The 17,064-nt window shown below is 65.9% G+C and carries 14 protein-coding genes; 4 read left to right on the top strand and 10 right to left on the bottom strand.

From position 1 onward, the window contains the following. Positions 1–96: 96 nt before the first annotated feature. Positions 97–924: an alpha/beta hydrolase gene (locus JWQ89_RS18555; protein WP_299643408.1), complete on the bottom strand. Its 828-nt coding sequence runs from the start codon at positions 922–924 to the stop codon at positions 97–99. Between the two features lie 369 nt (positions 925–1,293). Between JWQ89_RS18555 and JWQ89_RS18550 the strand changes: the two genes are divergently transcribed. Both JWQ89_RS18550 and JWQ89_RS18545 read left to right on the top strand, forming a co-directional pair. Then, positions 1,294–2,796: an MDR family MFS transporter gene (locus JWQ89_RS18550; protein WP_299643405.1), complete on the top strand. Its 1,503-nt coding sequence runs from the start codon at positions 1,294–1,296 to the stop codon at positions 2,794–2,796. 182 nt (positions 2,797–2,978) lie between these two features. After that, positions 2,979–3,767: an SMP-30/gluconolactonase/LRE family protein gene (locus JWQ89_RS18545; protein ID WP_299643403.1), complete on the top strand. Its 789-nt coding sequence runs from the start codon at positions 2,979–2,981 to the stop codon at positions 3,765–3,767. A 30-nt stretch (positions 3,768–3,797) separates the two neighbouring features. Here JWQ89_RS18545 and JWQ89_RS18540 read toward each other — a convergent pair whose 3' ends face one another. Next, a complete protein-coding gene (locus JWQ89_RS18540; RefSeq protein WP_299643401.1) occupies positions 3,798–4,403 on the bottom strand; it encodes a chloramphenicol phosphotransferase in 606 nt (201 codons plus the stop codon). 165 nt (positions 4,404–4,568) lie between these two features. After that, complete coding sequence (ppa, locus tag JWQ89_RS18535; protein WP_299643400.1) at positions 4,569–5,102, bottom strand: inorganic diphosphatase; 534 nt, start codon at positions 5,100–5,102, stop codon at positions 4,569–4,571. 105 nt (positions 5,103–5,207) lie between these two features. On the opposite strand from ppa, the gene JWQ89_RS18530 reads away from it, so the two are divergent. Beyond that, positions 5,208–5,777: a hypothetical protein gene (locus tag JWQ89_RS18530; protein WP_299643397.1), complete on the top strand. Its 570-nt coding sequence runs from the start codon at positions 5,208–5,210 to the stop codon at positions 5,775–5,777. Positions 5,778–5,924: 147 nt separating this feature from the next. Then, positions 5,925–7,142 carry a lytic murein transglycosylase gene (locus JWQ89_RS18525; RefSeq protein ID WP_299643394.1) on the top strand — a complete coding sequence of 406 codons (1,218 nt, stop codon included), beginning with the start codon at positions 5,925–5,927 and terminating at the stop codon, positions 7,140–7,142. Positions 7,143–7,317: 175 nt separating this feature from the next. On the opposite strand, the gene JWQ89_RS18520 is transcribed toward JWQ89_RS18525, so the two are convergent. The 7 genes from JWQ89_RS18520 to JWQ89_RS18490 form a co-directional block, all read right to left on the bottom strand. Next, positions 7,318–7,749: a TerB family tellurite resistance protein gene (locus JWQ89_RS18520; protein WP_299643392.1), complete on the bottom strand. Its 432-nt coding sequence runs from the start codon at positions 7,747–7,749 to the stop codon at positions 7,318–7,320. Between the two features lie 94 nt (positions 7,750–7,843). Next, positions 7,844–11,179 (bottom strand): error-prone DNA polymerase, encoded by a 3,336-nt coding sequence (locus JWQ89_RS18515; protein WP_299643390.1) that lies wholly within the window; start codon positions 11,177–11,179, stop codon positions 7,844–7,846. Further along, the gene (locus tag JWQ89_RS18510) at positions 11,176–12,861 is read right to left on the bottom strand and encodes a DNA polymerase Y family protein (protein WP_299643388.1); all 1,686 of its coding nucleotides are present in this window, start codon (positions 12,859–12,861) and stop codon (positions 11,176–11,178) included. Before JWQ89_RS18510 ends, JWQ89_RS18515 begins: the two co-directional genes overlap by 4 nt. After that, the gene (locus JWQ89_RS18505; RefSeq protein WP_299643385.1) at positions 12,776–13,633 is read right to left on the bottom strand and encodes a hypothetical protein; all 858 of its coding nucleotides are present in this window, start codon (positions 13,631–13,633) and stop codon (positions 12,776–12,778) included. Before JWQ89_RS18505 ends, JWQ89_RS18510 begins: the two co-directional genes overlap by 86 nt. Before the next feature lie 343 nt (positions 13,634–13,976). Continuing rightward, complete coding sequence (locus tag JWQ89_RS18500; RefSeq protein ID WP_299643383.1) at positions 13,977–14,459, bottom strand: chemotaxis protein CheW; 483 nt, start codon at positions 14,457–14,459, stop codon at positions 13,977–13,979. Positions 14,460–14,510: 51 nt separating this feature from the next. Further along, a complete protein-coding gene (locus JWQ89_RS18495; protein ID WP_299643380.1) occupies positions 14,511–16,763 on the bottom strand; it encodes a chemotaxis protein CheA in 2,253 nt (750 codons plus the stop codon). Positions 16,764–16,812: 49 nt separating this feature from the next. Continuing rightward, the coding region (locus JWQ89_RS18490) for a response regulator (RefSeq protein WP_299643379.1) at positions 16,813–17,064 on the bottom strand (252 nt) is incomplete at its 5' end.

The raw sequence follows: 17,064 nt of genomic DNA, 5'->3' as shown, positions 1-17,064 counted from the left end.
CACGTCGCTCCGCTCCTTCAGCACCGTCAGCATGGCAATCCTCCCGTTCCAGCATTGGAGTGGCCCCGGGCGAGAAAGGTTCCCGTCGCTGACCCCTCAGATCCGCGCGTCGATCCAGTCCTGGATATCGTCCATCACCGCTTCCTTCCCCAAGTCGTTGAGCAGGTCGTGGTAGTGTCCGTCATAGAGCTTCAGCGTTTTGTCCCGCGAACCGGCGGTATCGTAGAAGAACTGGCTGCCGCTCGGCTTGGTCGCCTTGTCGAGCGTGCCGTGCAGGATCATCACCGGCAGCGTGATCAGCGGAAACTCCGCCTTCAGCCGCTCGTCGGCGCGCACCATCTCGGCCACGGTCTTGGTCGGCTGCGTCTCGTTGGCGATCAGCGGGTCCGCATCCATCGCCGCCACCACCGCCTGGTCGCGCGAGAAGTCCTCGTTGTTGAGCTTCAGCACCTGGGCATGCGGCGCGACATGGCTGAGCCCCTTCAGCACCGCGAGCGCAAAATCCGGCGCCGGCACCTGGTGCGCAAAACTCTCGCAGATCAGCCCGGCGAGTTCCGCCTGGTGCTCGAGCGTATAGATGCACGACACTACCCCGCCGGCGCTGTGGCCGAGCAGGAACAGCTTGAGCCCCGGCTCGCGCTCCCTCGCGATCGCCACCAGCCCTTCGACGTCGGCAACATAGTCGGCGAACTTCTCGACATAGAAGCGCTCCCCGTCCGATTTGCCGCGCCCCCTCAGATCCACGGCATAGACCGCCAACCCGTCCTCGACGAACTCCTCGGCCGCCCAGCCATAATGCCCGCCATGCGAGTTGAAGCCCGGAACGATCACCACCACCCCGCGCGGCGCGGTGTCCGGCCGCCAGGATCGGTAAACGATGTTGAGCCCGCCGCGGCCTTCGAATTTCTCTTCCTTGTACTCCATCTGCTTTCTCCCAGGACCTCGACGCTCCCGCCGGTCCAACCGCTCGGTAATGTTAGCAGGCCCTGCACGATGCCGCGACGATCGGCGGCACGACCGCCGGATCACTTAACCGATAACTTCAGCATTGACACTCCGCGCCCCAACGCTTAATCACTCGCTTAAGCGATTATCTGATCCACCCCTGTCGATTCCGCCCGGCTTCGCTCGTCGTTTCCAGTGAAAGCCAAGGAGACCGCTGCCCATGACCTACCCCGCAACTCCAGCGCCATCGCATCGGCGCCATGCGCCTTGCGAGCTGGTGCCGGCCACCCCACCTGTGGCAAACGACGTCTCCCTGTTCGAATTCCTCCAGTTCAAGGCAGGCCGCAAATGACCTCCGAAACCGTGAACGACGTCCCCTCCGATTCGGCCGGCTTCGCGCCCGTCGCGTCCCCATCCGATATCTCCAACGCCGCCCGCAACCGGCTGGTCATCGCCCTGCTGCTGGTCTCGACCTTCGTCGTCTTCCTCAACGAGACGATCATGAGCGTCGCCATCCAGCCGCTGATGACCGACCTCGGCGTCACCGCCAGTGCCGCGCAATGGCTGACCACGGCGTTCCTCCTCACCATGGCCGTGGTCATTCCGATCACCGGCTTCCTGCTGCAGCGCATCAACACCCGGCCGATCTACATGCTCGCCATGTCGATCTTCTCGGCGGGCACGCTGATCTGCGCCGTCTCTCCCGGCCTCGAGCTTCTCGTCTTCGGCCGCGTCATCCAGGACACCGGCACCGCCATCATGAAGCCGCTGCTGATGACCACGGTGATGACGCTGGTGCCGCCCGAGTCGCGCGGCAAGACCATGGGCAACATCTCGATCGTGATGTCGGTGGCGCCCGCCATCGGCCCGACCATCGGCGGCTTCATCCTCACCCATTTCGAGTGGCGCTTCATGTTCATCCTGGTGCTGCCGATCGCGCTGGCAGCGTTGGCTCTGGGTGCCTGGCGCATGAAGAACGTCTCGACCCCGCGCTCGACCCCGCTCGACTTCATCTCGGTGATCCTCTCGGCGCTGGCCTTTGGCGGCATCGTCTACGGCCTCTCGGGCTTCGGTGAAGCGGCCTCTGCCGGCGCGCACGGCATGTCGCCATGGATCCCGCTCGGCGTCGGTCTCGTCACCATGGTGCTGTTCGTCTTGCGCCAGCTCAGCCTGCAGAAGGAGGACAAGGCCCTGCTCGACCTCCGCACCTTCGCCATCCGCAACTACACGCTGTCGGTGACGATGATGGCCATCGCCATGATGGCCCTGTTCGGCGTCATCATCCTGTTGCCGCTGTTCCTGCAGAACGTGTTGAAGCTCGATCCGCTGCAGATCGGCATGATGCTCCTGCCCGGCAGCCTGGCGATGGGCCTCCTCGGCCCCGTCGTCGGCCGGCTCTACGACAAGTGGGGCACGACGCGGCTGCTGGTCCCCGGCTCGATCCTCGTCAGCGCCGTGCTCTGGGGCCTCACCTTGGTCGACCAGAACACTTCGGTCTGGGTGATCCTCGCCGGCCACGTCACGCTCTGCATCGGCCTTGCGATAATGTTCACGCCGCTCTTCACCGCCTCGCTGAGCTCGCTCCCCATGCAGCTCTACTCGCATGGCAGCGCCATCCTCGGCTCGGTCCAGCAGGTGGCGGGTGCAGCGGGCGTCGCCCTGTTCGTGGCGCTGATGACCATCCAGACCGCCGCGCTGACGGCCTCCGGCACGGAGCCCGTCACCGCACTCGCCGCCGGCATCCGCACCGGGTTCCTCTGCGGCGCCGTCATCTCGCTCTTCGCCGTCGTCGCGGCCTTCTTCGTCAAGAAGCCGCCGGCCAACCCGGAAATGGCCGGCATGGGCCACTGATGCTTCACGTGAATCACTGAGCTTTCGGGCGCCGGAGATCCCCTCCGGCGCCCGATTTCTTTCCCCGCCTGTCGAAATGGCCTTTCATCACCCGACATTGGTTTGAGCCAACCAATGGAGACGGCAATGAACGCCCCGATGACCCGCGTCACCCAGCTCATGGATGGCATCCTGCTCGGCGAATGCCCGCGCTGGCACGACGGCAGGCTCTGGTTCGCCGACTGGGTCGGCCAGACGCTCTACACGCTCGACGAAGCCGGCAACCACGAAGTCGAGGCGAAGATTGCGTCACTCCCCTTCTCCATCGACTGGCGCGCCGATGGCCGCATGCTGCTCGTCCACGCCGCCGACAACGACCTGAAGCTCCGCAACCCGACGGCAGCTTCTCGACCTTCGCCGATCTCTCCGGCCTCTCGGACCGCGGCTGCAACGAGATCGTCGTCCACCCGGCCGGCCACATCTACGTCAACAACATCAACTTCGAATTCCCCGGCGGCCAGTTCGAGCCCGGCTTCATCGCGCTGGTCACCCCCGACGGCAAGGCGAGGAAAGTCGCGGACGGCCTCGCTTTCCCCAACGGTATGACCATCCTCCCGGGCGGCAAAACCCTCGTCTGCGCCGAGTCTTTCACCGGCAACCTCACCGCCTTCGATATCGCCGCCGACGGCAGCCTCGGCAACCAGCGCCTGTGGGCCAATATCGGCCGGCAGGGCCATGACGGCATCTGCGCCGACGCCGAGGGCTGCATCTGGACCTCGGCCGGCCCCACCGTCATGCGCCTGCGCGAGGGTGGCGAAGTGCTCGACCGGATCGAGCTCGACCGCATGTGCTTTGCCGTGATGCTCGGCGGCGCCGACGGCAGGACCCTGTTCATGGTCGCCAACCAGTGGACCGGCTCCATCGACGTCAAGAACCCTACCGGCCGCATCTACCCGCGTCGACATCCCGCACGCCGGCCATCCATAAGCTGAGGGCCTGGTGCGGGGGCCTCTTGTCGTCGCCTAGAGCTGAGCCAGCATCTCGAACGCACTCGGCTGCGGCGGCGCCCTGAGCGCCGCCGCGATCGCCTCGGCGCATTCCTCCGGCGTCGTCACGCTGGTGTCGACCTCGAGATCGTAGATCCCCGGCACATGCACCGCCTTCTGCCACCGTCGCACCGGCTCCGGCACGCCATCGCCCGCTGCATAGAACCCGCCCCGCGGATCGGCGTTGCGCCGCGCCATGATCACCTCGACCGGGCACCGGACCCCGACGAACAGCGCCGGCAGCCGCGCGAGTTGCCGCGCCGACGCCCCGAGGATGCCGAGCGGCCTCGAGTAGCCGTCATGGTGACCCACATCGACGACGACATCGTCGCCCGCCCGCGCCCGCTCGGCAATCGACCGGTAGAGTTCGGCAAAGAGCCGCACCACCACCGGCTCGAGCTCCGGCCGTTCGCCGCCGGGCCTGAGCCCGATCCCCGGCAGCTGTTCGGGGGGCAAGCTCGCGTTCATCGCGTCGACACCCAGGTTGATCCAGCGCCCCGCTACGGTCTTCATCACTGCCTGCGCGATCGAGGATTTTCCCGCCCGCGGCACACCGTTGAGGATGACGATCCGGCCGGTCATGTTCGGTTGCCCCCTGCTGAAAAGCGAAAGGCGCTCAACCCGTGAGGGGAGCGCCTTTGCTTGTGGTCGGTTACCTGGGCTGCCGGAGGGAACAGCGCCCGGCCGACCGTTAGCCGATATATGTGATCGACTATTAGCGGTTTCAAGACCGGCGCAATAAGTTCCCTACTTCGCCGCCTTCGCCCGCTCGATCGAATCGAGGATCACCTGCCGCGCGTCCGCGACGGTGCCGAGTTTTTCGATCTTGGCCCATTTGCCGGGCTCCAGATCCTTGTAGTGGGTGAAGAAATGCTTCACCCGCTCGAGCTGGATCGGCTGCATGTCGGTGATGTCGTGGATCCCGTCATACATCTTGGTGAGCTTCGACACCGGCAGCGCCAGGATCTTCTCGTCGGCGCCGCCATCGTCTTCCATGAACAGCACCCCGAACGGCCGGCAGCGCACCACCGCTCCGGGCACGAGCGGCCGCGAGTTCATCACGATCACGTCGAGCGGGTCGCCGTCACCGCACAGCGTATGCGGTACGAACCCGTAGTTCCCCGGGTAGCGCATCGGCGTGTAGAGGAAGCGGTCGACGAACAGCGCACCCGAAGCCTTGTCGATCTCGTATTTGATCGGCTCCCCGCCCAGCGGCACCTCGATGATCACATTGAGGTCGTCAGGAGGGTTCTTGCCGATCGGGATCGCGTCGATATTCATTGGTCTGCCTTTGGCGTGGAATTCGGCGCGTTGTGGCCTATCCGGGGCCATCTTTGCAAGGCATACGAATGCCGGAGGGGCATGCAGCCTTAAGGAGGATTTGCCGTGAGCGCACGGGTTTTCTTGAGCGCGTTCTATGTCGCCGCGGGAATCATGCTGGCCGGGCCCTCAGCCGCCCAGCAGATCGAATCGAGCTACACCGACGTCGATCTCGACCAGTGCACGGTGATCCAGTCCGACGATTTCGGCTCCAGGTGGGCCTGTTCCGGCCTCAAGGGCATGCCGGTGATGATCGCCGAGGGCGACCTCAGGATGTTCGTCTCCTACGGCCTCACCTCGACCACCGAGAAGGCCGCCGAGCAGACCCTCGGCCCCTTCAACCGCCTGGGCGACAAGATCGAGTGGCGCGTCTCCAACGCCGAGGGCAGCTGGAAACCCTTCGCCACCATCCTCCGCTTCTTCACCAAGCGCGAGGAAGGCGAGCCCGAAGGCCAGGTGCTGGTCGTCACCAAGATCGCCCCCGGCGCCACCTGCCACATCGCCTATGTCGACGCCCTCGCCAACCCGGACCCCAACGGCCTGGCGAGAAAGGCCGCCGATACCAGGGCCAAGGACTTCGACTGCGCCAAGGACGAGCCCGAATATATCGGCAAGTTCGAAGCCTGGGAGCGCTGACGCCGGCACCCGGATCACGCGATTGCGAACACCCCTCGGCGCGCGCTTAACGCGATCTTAATTCGCTTCCGCAGAATCGACGGAAACGGCCTGCCCTCCTGGGCAGCCGCCGTGCCCGGCATTTCAGTACCGCGTAGCGAGGCCAAGATGTTCCACTTCTCCAGGCCCAGGGCGTTCTCCGCCGCCCGCCGTTCCTTTGCCCTCGGCGCCTCCGCGCTCGTCGCCTCGACTCTCGTCGCGCCCGCCCTCGCCGGCAGCGTCGACAAGTTCGTCGACGGCATTTGGAAGCGCGCCAGGGCCCGCGGTGTCTCGCGCCGGGTGTTCGACATCGCCATGGGCGATTTCGCGCCGCTCCCGAAGGTGCTGGAGTTGAGCCGCAAGCAGCCCGAATTCGCCTCTACCGCCGCCGATTATGTCGGCAAGCGTGTCACCGACAAGCAGGCCGGCACCGGCCAGGCCATGCGCGGCGAATGGGCCCAGACCCTCGCCGCGGTCAATGAGAAATACGGCGTCCAGCCCGAGGCGGTGCTCGGCATCTGGGGCATCGAGACCAATTTCGGCAGCTTCATGGGCGGCACCAACACCGTCCACGCGCTCGCCACCCTCACCCATGGCGGCTACCGCGCCGACTATTTCGGCAACGAGCTGGTCACCGCGCTCGAAATCCTCGAGGGCGGCCATGTCCGCGCCAAGAACATGGTGGGCTCCTGGGCCGGCGCCATGGGCCACCCGCAATTCATGCCGTCGAGCTTCATGAAATACGCCGTCGATTTCCGCGGCGACGGCCACAAGGACATCTGGGGCTCGGTTCCCGATGCGCTCGCCTCCACCGCCAACTACCTCCGCTCCTTCGGCTGGCGGCCGGGCGAGACCTGGGGCTACGAGGTGCGGCTGCCCAGGGATTTCAACTACGATAACGTCTGGTCAGGCATCACCGCCACCCTCGCCGACTGGCGCGGCGTCGGCGTCGTCCGCGCCAACGGCCGTGCCTTCCCCCGCGATACCGATGCCGCCCGGCTCTACATGCCGATGGGCGGCAACGGCCCGGTCTTCGCCGTGCTCGCTAATTTCGAGGTCATCAAGCGCTACAACAATTCCGACAGCTACGCGCTCGCCGTCGGCCACCTCGCCGACCGCGTGCTCGGCGGCAAGACTTTCATCGCCGCATGGCCCAAAGACACTGCACTCACCGCCTCCGATCGCATGCAATTACAGGCCCGGCTATTGCAGCGCGGCTACCAAATCGGCACCCCCGACGGCGTCATCGGCCCCAAGACCCGCGCCGCCGTAATGGACTACCAGGCCCGCGCCGGCCTGCTCCCCGACGGCCACGTCTCCGGCAACCTGCTGCAGGCGCTGGGCTAGGTGTCAGCCCCTCGCCCCTGAGGGGAGAGGGTAGCGCAGCTAGGGCCGTCAGGCCCGTAACGTAGCTCGGGTGAGGGGTTCAGCCCCTCTCCACACGCTCTCGCTGCCCCATCGCCCGCCTTCTCCTTGTGGAGAAAGAACATCAGGGGCTTCAGTCAACCATGAACGGCTTTGGCTAGACCCGCGCCATCTGCTTGCGCAACACCGTGCGATCGCGTGACGACACCCCGATCAGCTCGGCAACCCGCCAAACCATGTTGTCTTCGAGCTCATGGTTGCGCCTATCGGCGAACACAACCTGCCACATCATCCGTATTATCTCGATCTTCTCGCTGTCGTCGAGCGATGAGAGCGCCGAGGTGAAGCGGTAGAAATCGACCGATTCGTTGTCGCGCCTGGTCGCCTCGGCGATGAGCTTGCGCACCTCGTCCTCGCCGAGCCCGTAATAGTCCATCAGCGTCCCCTCGAGCGCACGCCGCTCGTCGTCGCTGACATTCCCGTCGATCGCCGCCAAGTGCACCAGCAGCGCCGCCACCGCGAGCTTCGGCTCGAGGCTGAGCACAGTCGCATCGGGTTTCTGGAAAATGGAGCGCAGGGAGTCGAACATTTGGGAAGTCCTTAGGGCAGGTCCGGGAAATGTAGGGGCTCAAGGCCAATCGTTAAAGTGGGGTAGGCGTCGCAGCCGCCGACGCGGCGCGAGCCTAATGGAAGTTGCGACCCGAGGGGAGGGCGGCATGCGCCTCGCGGCTCAGCTGTTCCCGGCGCCGGCGTTCGCCCTCGTCGCGCCCCTGGGGTTGCCCGCTTCGACCCTCGTCGCCGCGCGCCAAAGCCCCGTCGCCCAGATCGAACCCCTGCGCCAGCTCGATCAGCCGCGGGGTGAAGTCGGTGAAGGTTCGCGAGACGAGGTGGGTGACGAGCCCCTCGCGCTGCAGCTGCCCCCGGATCGCCATCAGCCGCGACCCCAACACGATCTTGCGGTTCGCCTGGAAGGTCTTGGGCCAGACGATGATATTTGCGATCCCCGTCTCGTCCTCCAGCGTCATGAAGATCACCCCGCTCGCCGTCCCCGGTTGCTGGCGCACCAGCACCAGCCCGGCGGTCTCGACGATGGCCCCGTTGGGCCTCTCGATCAGGTCGGCGCAGCGGAGGATCCCCCGGCGGTCGAGTTCGGGGCGCAGGAAGCCGACCGGGTGCCCCTTCAGCGACAGGGACAGCGTGCGATAGTCATGCACCACCGACTCGCCGGCCGGCATCAGCGGCAGGTCGATCTCGGCATCGTCCGGCTGCGACTTGCGCTGCGCCGAAGCAAAGAGTGGCAATTGCTCGGCCCCAGTGGAGCCATTGAGCCCCCGCACCACCCACAACGCCTCGCGGCGGCTCAGCCCCAGCGAGCTGAACGCATCCGCCTCCGCCAGTTTTTCGAGCGTCGCCACCGGCAGCCCGGTCTTCACCCACAAATCGCGGATTGACGCATACCCGGCGCCCCGGCGCGCCACGATCAAATTGGCGTGGTCCTGCTTCAGCCCCACCACCTGCCTTAGGCCAAGCCGGATGGCGCTGGTCGAGAAGATATCGTCCCGCATCTCGGCATGCTGCTTGGCGATCCGCTCACGGGCCGGAAAGCCCGGCTCCAGCACATGCAGCCAGTCCGACCGGTTGACGTCCGCCGGACGCATCTCCACCCCATGCTCAATGGCGTCCCGAACGATCTGCGCCGGCGAATAGAACCCCATCGGCTGGCTGTTAAGCAGCGCGCAGGCAAACACATCCGGGTAGTGGCACTTGAACCAGCACGAGGCATAGACGAGGAGCGCAAACGAGGCGGCATGGCTCTCCGGAAACCCATACTCGCCGAACCCCTGGATCTGCGAGAAGCAGCGCTTGGCGAAATCCTCGGGATAGCCGTTCGCGATCATGCCCGAGATGAACTCGTCGGCGAACTGCGCCAGCCGGCCATTGCGCTTCCACGCCGCCATCGCCCGGCGCAGCTGGTCGGCCTTGCCCGCCGAAAAGCCCGCGCCGACGATGGCGATCTGCATCGCCTGTTCCTGGAACAGCGGCACCCCGAGCGTGCGGCCTAGCACCGCCTCGAGCTCAGGCTTGGGGAACGTAACCTTCTCCTTGTTCTGCCGGCGCTGCAGGTAAGGATGCACCATGCCGCCCTGGATCGGGCCCGGCCGAACGATCGCCACCTCAATGACGAGATCGTAGAATTCCACCGGTTTCAGCCTTGGCAGCATCGACATCTGCGCCCGGCTCTCGATCTGGAACACCCCGATCGTGTCGGCCCGATGCGTCATCCTATAGACCGGTGCCTTGATCTCGGGCTTTGCCTCCTCGGCCATCAGGTCCGACAGTTTCAGATCGCGCCCATAATGCTGATGCAGCAGCTCGAATGAGCGGCGCAGGCACGTCAACATGCCGAGGGCCAGGATATCGACCTTGAGGATCCCCAGCGCGTCGATGTCGTCCTTGTCCCACTCGATGATGGTCCGGCTCTCCATCGCCGTCTTCGAGATCGGCACCAGGCTCTCGAGCGAATCGCGGGTGATGACGAAGCCGCCGACATGCTGGCTGAGGTGCCGCGGGAAGGACTTGAGCACCACCACCACGTTGAACATCTGCGTCAGTGTCGGATCGTCGGGGTCGATGCCGACCATCTTGACGCCCTTGAGGTCGGCCGCCGACCCCCAGCCCCAGTGCAGCTGGTTGAGCGCGGCGATGATGTCGTCGGAAATCCCGAACACCTTGGCGGTCTCCCGGATCGCGCTCTTCGAACGATAGGAGATCACCGTGGCCGTCAGCCCGGTCCGCGCCCCGCCATACTTGTTGTAGACATACTGCATCACCTCCTCGCGCCGCTCATGCTCGAAATCGACGTCGATATCGGGCGGCTCGTTCCGTTCGGTCGAAAGGAAGCGCCCGAACACCAGGTTGACCTTGTCCGGATTGACCTCGGTGATGCCGAGGCAATAGCACACGGCCGAATTGGCAGCCGACCCACGGCCCTGGCAGAGGATGCCGCGCTCGTCGCGCGCATAGCGCACCACATCCTGCACGGTGAGGAAGTAGGAGGCATATTTCAGCTCGGCGATCAGCCTGAGCTCGGTGTGAAGGCCGGTCTCGACCTTTTCTGAGATACCCCCTGGATAACGCTTCTTCGCCCCCTCCCAGGTCAGCCGCTCCAGCGTCTCCTGCGCCGTCTCGCCATTGCCGATGGTCTCGGTGGGGTAGATGTACTTCAGATGGTCGAGGGTGAATTCGATCCGCGCGAGCAGCTCCTGCGTCTCCGCCAGCGCCTGCGGATGCTCGGCGAACAGCCGGGCCATCTCGCGCGGCGGCTTCAAATGCCGCTCGGCATTCTGCTCCAGCCTGCGCCCCGCAGTCTCGAGCGTCAGGTGCTCGCGGATGCAGGTGACCACATCCTGCACGATCTTGCGGTTTGGCTCATGGTAGAGCACGTCGTTGACCGCGATCAGCGGTACCCGCGCCTCCCCCGCCATCTGCGCAAGCCTGTTGAGCCGCGCCCGATCGGTGCCCTTGAAGGTACACGCCGCCGCCAGCCAGACCCGGCCCGCCGCCAGCCGCGCCAGCCGGTCGAGGACGGCCTTCGAGTGGTCAAGCCGCTTCTCGTCGCAATGGAGGATGAACAGCTGCCCCTCGTGAAAATCCTCGAGGTCGGCGAAATTGATCCGGCAGTTCCCCTTCTCGCTCTCCGTCCTGAGGTTGCCGCGGCTCAACAGCCGGCAGAGCCGGCCATAGGCCTCCCGGTCCGAAGGGTAGGCCACGATGTCCGGCGTCCCGTCCGCAAAGCACAACCGCACCCCCACCACGTAGCGGAAGTCCGGCGCCTTCTCCTTCATGTCCCGGTGGGCCACATAGCCCCGCACCACCCCGGCAAAGCTGTTGCGGTCGGCAATCCCCACCCCGCTGAGGCCGAGCGCCATCGCAGCTGCCACCAATTCCTCCGGATGCGAGCCGCTCCGCAAGAACGAGAAATTGCTGGTCACCATCAGCTCGGCATAGGGCGCGCTCATGAGAAGAACCCATGCAGGAACCAGCGCGGCGTTTCGGCAGCGCCATAAAGCCCGATGCGGAAGATCCAGAACCGCCGCCCGCCATCATCCTCGATGATGTAATAGTCGCGGACGGTCGTCAGCGGATCGAACGCCTCCAACTTCGAGACATGCTCCGGCTCGGCCGGCGCCTGCTTCCGCTTGGGGCTGTCATCTCGCGGATCTCCCCTCTCCTCGCGCGCCTGCGGCGGCAGCAGCACTTCGAGGTTCCGGCCCGACCGCCACCATTCGGCCTCGATACGCTCGGGTCCCGATGCCTTGAGGATGCGATAGGCAATGCGCCGCCACACCATCCGCATCGGCGGCCCGTCGGGCACTTCGGCCAGCACATTGATCGGCTCGGGCTGCGGCAGCAGCCGCAGCGGACGCCGCAGGTCCGGATCGGGCAATGCCCCGGGATCATCCACGGTACGGGCGATCACCGGCTCGAGCTTCACTGCCCGTTCCGGAACATGGCTGTTGACGAACTTGTTACGCACCAGCGCCAGCGGCCCCAGCCGGCTGGTCATCCGGTCATAGAGCCGATCGAGATCCTGCGCCCCGTCGCGCACCTCGAACGCCCCGAGCTGGGTGCTTTCTACCTCCGCCACCGAGCTGGCGGCGAGCCGGATCATGTCGATGCCGAAGCCGGCATCATATTCGCCCTCGAGCCGCTCCGAGCGATGGACGAACAGCTGCGCGATATGGTTGGGGTCACGCGTCGCGCGCCCGGCATTGACGGTAAGGTTCATCACCTTGTGGTCGACCCGGTAGAGGAAGAGGTGGAAGGTCTGCGCCCCCAGCGCCTCGGCCTCAAGCGTCAGGCCGAGCTGGACCGCCAGGTCGCGCGCCGTCATCAGCACGTCGTCCATGAAGCCGATCGGCTCGGCGAAGCGCCGCTCCGCATAATACTCGGCAATCGGGATACGCGGCGTGATCCGCTCCTCGATCCGCCCCAGCGCCTGGTCGAGCCGGGTGATGAGCCCGGCGCCGAACCGGGCCTGCAGCGCCCTCCGGTCCCGCCCATAGAGCTGGCCGATGGTCTTCAATCCCATCTGGTTGAGCCCCGCGACCACCGCATCGTCGAGGCGCAGCCCGACCACCGGGAGCGGCGCCAGCGCCGCCTCTATCCCGCCTTCGGGAACGATGCTGTTCGGTGCGAAATGACTGAGCGCCCAGGCCGCGCCCACCGTATCCGCAATCGCGCCCGAGATGGCAAAGCCCAGCGCCCGCAGCCGCCCCACCAGCAGCGCCAGCATCTTTGCCTCGCCCCCGAACAGGTGCGTCACCCCGGTAATGTCGAGGATCAGGTCGCCATAGGGAGCAACGTCCGGATGCACCGCAACGATCGGGCTGGCATTGGAATGCCAGTCGGCAAAGTCCGAAAACACCTGCCCGATATAGGCCCGGTCGATTTCGCGCAGCTCCAGTTCAGGCACCAGTGCGCGGGCATCCGAAAGGTTCTGGCCGGGCGAAAGGTTGGCCCGTGCCGCTGCCGCATCCACCGCCGCAAGGCGCATGGCGCCCTTCTGCTTCTCCCACAGGGCGAGCGGCCGCGACGAGCGGGCGAGGGCCGGGTCAGCTCGCTTGAGACAGTCGGTCGCCCAGCGCGGGAGCGACAGGGCGAGATGGCGGCGCCGCTCGCTGAGGGGGAGCTCCGACATGTCTTTCGGGTTCGACTGAAGCGAAACCATTTTCTGTCCAGTCCACAAGCATGCTCCTGCCTTCGGCGCCCTGCGTCTTGTCGCCGAGCCGGCCTTTCTCGATCTCGATCAGGAAGCGCGGTGGTCCCGGGGCACGCGGGTCGAACTCCACCGCGCCGCTCAGGGCCGGCGAAATGCGCCAGCGCAGTTTTGCCGCACTGGCCTCGCGCTCCCGGCCATAGCGGAGGAGGAAGGCGGATGTGCCTGCCGCCGCCGCCCGGAGGCTCAGCCGCCGTGATACGGTGAAGTCGAGCGCCTTGGGATGGCGCGCCAAGTCGGCAATGACCCCTGCCACGGCGCGGCAGGCAATTGCCTCCTCCATCGCCCAGAGCAGCTCGGTCATGTTCTCGACCCGGCCGATGATGATCTGCGCGGCATCGACGCCGAACTGGTGCAGCCCCGCCCCATAGGGGAGGCCCAGTTCCTGGGTTTCACCCTTGAGCTGCAGGTAGAGAATCGCCTGTCGCTCGTCCGTCAGCAGCTGCCGGGCGAGCCCGAGGGTAAAACCCAGCGCCGCTCCGCTCTGGCGCTGCTCGTCGGCAAACACCTCATGCAGCACCCCGCGCGGTGCCGCGAGCAGCTCAAGCGGATCGGCCATGCCCGGCCCGGCCGGGGCAGCTTTTCCCATCCGCCGCGCCACCAGCGCCGCCCCTTCGGCCAGCAGCGGGCGCTTTTCCAGCGCGGCGATTTTCCGCCGCAAAGCTTCGAGATCGTGGCTTGCGAGGCCCGGCATATGAGCCTCCCTGGTTGTTTAGAACAAACAGAGAACACCAGAGTCCGGTTATGAGTCAAGCCGGAAGAGTCCACCTCACTCGATGGGGGGGCCGAGCCGTGGTCCACTGGGGCCCCCTCACACTCGATGTCATCCCAGCGAAATCTGGGACCCAACCATCCACCGGCGCAGGCTTTCAGATGGGTCCCAGCTTTCGCTAGGATGATCCCGGGCTTGGCGGCACCATGGTGCCCGCCAAGGCTCCCACATACGCGGAGTCATTCCCGCGAAAGCGGGAACCTCCGTTTGCGATCCAGCCATCTGCAAAGGTTGCGAGGGACGCTTTCGCGCAGAATACCCAGCCTCAGGCGTCCACCTTAGCCCCCGACACCACCGCATGCAGGTCGATCAGCCCGACCATCCGGTTCTCATGCGTAACGATGCCGTTCAGCAGCTCGGTATCGATCGAGTTGCCCTCGGGTACGTTGTGAATGTCGTCCTTGGCCACCGTCAGGATGTCCGACACCGCGTCCACCAGGATCCCCACCCACTTCTCGCCCACCGACATCACCACCACCACGTGATTCTTCGTTGGCGAGGTCACGCCCTCCCCGAACCGCGCGCGCAGGTCGAAGATCGGCACGATCGTGCCGCGCAGGTTAATCACCCCGCGCACGAACTCGCGCGTATTGGGCAGCGGCGTCGCCCCGTTCCAGGCGCGGATCTCGCGCACCGTGGTGATTTCCACCCCGTAGGTCTGCTCCCCGATCGAGAATGCGATCAGCTGCAGGGAATTGGCCGCGGCGACACTGCCCGAGATGTCGTCCTTGAACGCGAGGGAGTCCATGGTGTTCTGCCTTTCGTGCCGGCCTCCTGGCCGGCGTCATCTGGCGCCGCGTCAGGCAGCGCTCTTATGGGGTGAGTTTGCGGATTTGAGGCCCTGCACGTCGACGATCAGCGCCACGTTGCCGTCGCCGAGAATGGTACCGCCGGCAATGCCCTCGATCGACTGGAAGTTCTCCTCCAGCGATTTGATCACCACCTGCTGCTGGCCGATGATGTCGTCGACAATCAGCGCCACCTTCACCCCGCCCTCGGCCTCGCAGAGCACGACGAACCGGTTGTCGCGCGCCACCTCAGTCGTCATCTCGAAGCGCGACGCGAGGTCGACCACCTGCACATATTCGCCGCGTACCTGCAGCACCTGGCCGCCGGTCGGCATTCGCGAGAAGTTGGCCCGCGCGCACTGGATGGTCTCGACTATCGATGACAGCGGGATCACGTAGGGCGAACCCGCCACCTTCACCAGCATCACGTCGAGCACAGCCAGCGTCAGCGGCAGCCGCAGCGTCATCCGCGTGCCCTTGCCGGTCCAGCTCTTCACATGCACCGAGCCGCCGATCTTCTTGATATTGGAGAGCACCACGTCCATCCCCACCCCACGCCCGGAAATGTCGGAGACTTCCGACGCCGTCGAGAACCCCGGCGCAAAGATCAGCTGGTCGATCTGCTCGTCACTGAGCATCTGCTCGGGCCCGACCACGCCGCGATCGCGGGCCACCTGCAGCACCCGCTCGCGGTTGATGCCGCCGCCATCGTCCTCGACCGCGATGAGGATATTGCCGCCCGCCTGCTCGGCCGACAGCCGGATCACCCCGCCCTCGGCCTTCCCCGCCGCCGCCCGCCTCTCCGGGGTCTCGATGCCGTGGTCGGCCGAGTTGCGGATCATGTGGGTGAGGGGGTCGGAAAGCTGCTCGATGATGGTCTTGTCGATCTCGGTATTCTCGCCGATCGTCTCGAGCCGGATCTTCTTCCCGGTCTTGCTCGCCAGCTCCCGCACCAGCCGCGGCATGCGCGAAAACACCGTCTTCACCGGCTGGGCGCGGATCGCCATCACCGAGTCCTGCAGCCCGCGCGTCGTCTGCGCCAAGACCTCGAGCCCGCGCACCAATTCCTGGTAGCGGGCCCGCAGCGTCTCATCCATCTGCTGGGTGAGCATCGACTGGGTGATCACCAGCTCGCCCACCATGTTGACCACCCGGTCGATCTTGTCGAGATCGACCCGGATCGACTGCACGCCGTTGCGCCGGTCCTCGACCCCCGAACGACGGTCGTTGTCGCCCTCAAACTCTTCCACCTGAGCCGCCTGCTTCAGCAGCGGCGGCGGCATCAGCGGCGGCGCCGCCTTCAGCGCCGGCTTCATCGCCTCGGCGAGTTCCGTAAAGCTCAGCACCTCGGCCTCGACTGCCACCGGCGCCTCGAGCAGCTCCGCAAATGACGGCATCGCCTCGATGGCTTCGTCGAGCTCTTCCTCAGCCACCGCCGCGCCGCGGCTGATTTCGAGGTCGCAATTGCCCTCGACGAACTCGAACACCTCGGCAATCGCCGCCTCGCTCGCCGTGGCCGAGCTGAGCGTGATCTCCCAGCTGCAATAGACCCCGAACGGCTCGAAATCGGCCAGCGCCGGAATCTCGTCGAGCACCGCCCGCACCTGGATCTCGCCCAGCGTCCCCAATTCGCGCAGCAGCAGCAGCGGATCGTTGGCCCGTGCATAAAGCTCCGAATGCGGCGTGAAGCGGATCGTCCACTGCCCGGCATCCGCCAGGAGCGGCGGCGCCTCGAAACTGTCGTCCAACCCGGCGAACGTCAGCGGCTCGGCCGCCGCCGCGTCGTCCTCGGCCCCGGCAATGGTCACCATCACCGGCACGAAATCGATGTCGAACTCGTCCATCGGCTCCCCGGCAGCGTCGGGGTCGTTCGAGGTCAGTGCGTCGAACTGCAGCTTCTCCTCGGCGCCGAAGCCGGGGGCGAGCGCCCGGCCCTCCCTCGCCGCCGCCACGAAGTCGGCGACGATATCGTTGGCCCTGATGCAGAGCGCAGTCACATGTTCCGACAGCTCCACCCGCCCGTCGCGCACATGGTCGAGCAGCGTCTCGTAGGCATGCGCGAACCCCACCAGCCCCTGGAACCCGAACGCCCCACCGCCGCCCTTGATCGAGTGGATGGCGCGGAACACCGCGTTGAGCCGGTCGCTGGAGCGCTCGCCCTCCTCGATGGCGGCGAACTGCTCTTCCAGTTCGAGCAGCAGCTCGGAGCACTCGTCGAAATAGGTGGCCTTGAAATCGTCGAGGTCGCTCATGGACTTGGTCACGAACCCTTCTGGGTTGCCGAACACGCGGGGACAGGCCTCCTCGGAGGCGTCAGTGCACTACGCGGTGGATCACCGAGATCAGCTTTTCCGGATCGAACGGCTTGACGATCCAGCCGGTGCCGCCGGCGGCGCGGCCCTGGTCGCGCTTGTCCTGGCTGGTTTCGGTGGTGAGGATCAGGATCGGCAGGCTGTTGTGCTGGCCGGACGCGCGCACGTTGCGGATGAACTCGATGCCGTCCATCACCGGCATGTTGATGTCGGTGATGACCACGTCGACCTTTTCGCGGGCGAGGACGCCGAG

It is taken from the genome of Devosia sp. (assembly GCF_028290645.1).
Taxonomy (GTDB): Bacteria; Pseudomonadota; Alphaproteobacteria; order Rhizobiales; family Devosiaceae; genus Devosia_A.
Note: the sequence above shows the minus strand (reverse complement) of the source record. Positions and strands in the feature narration are given on the sequence as shown.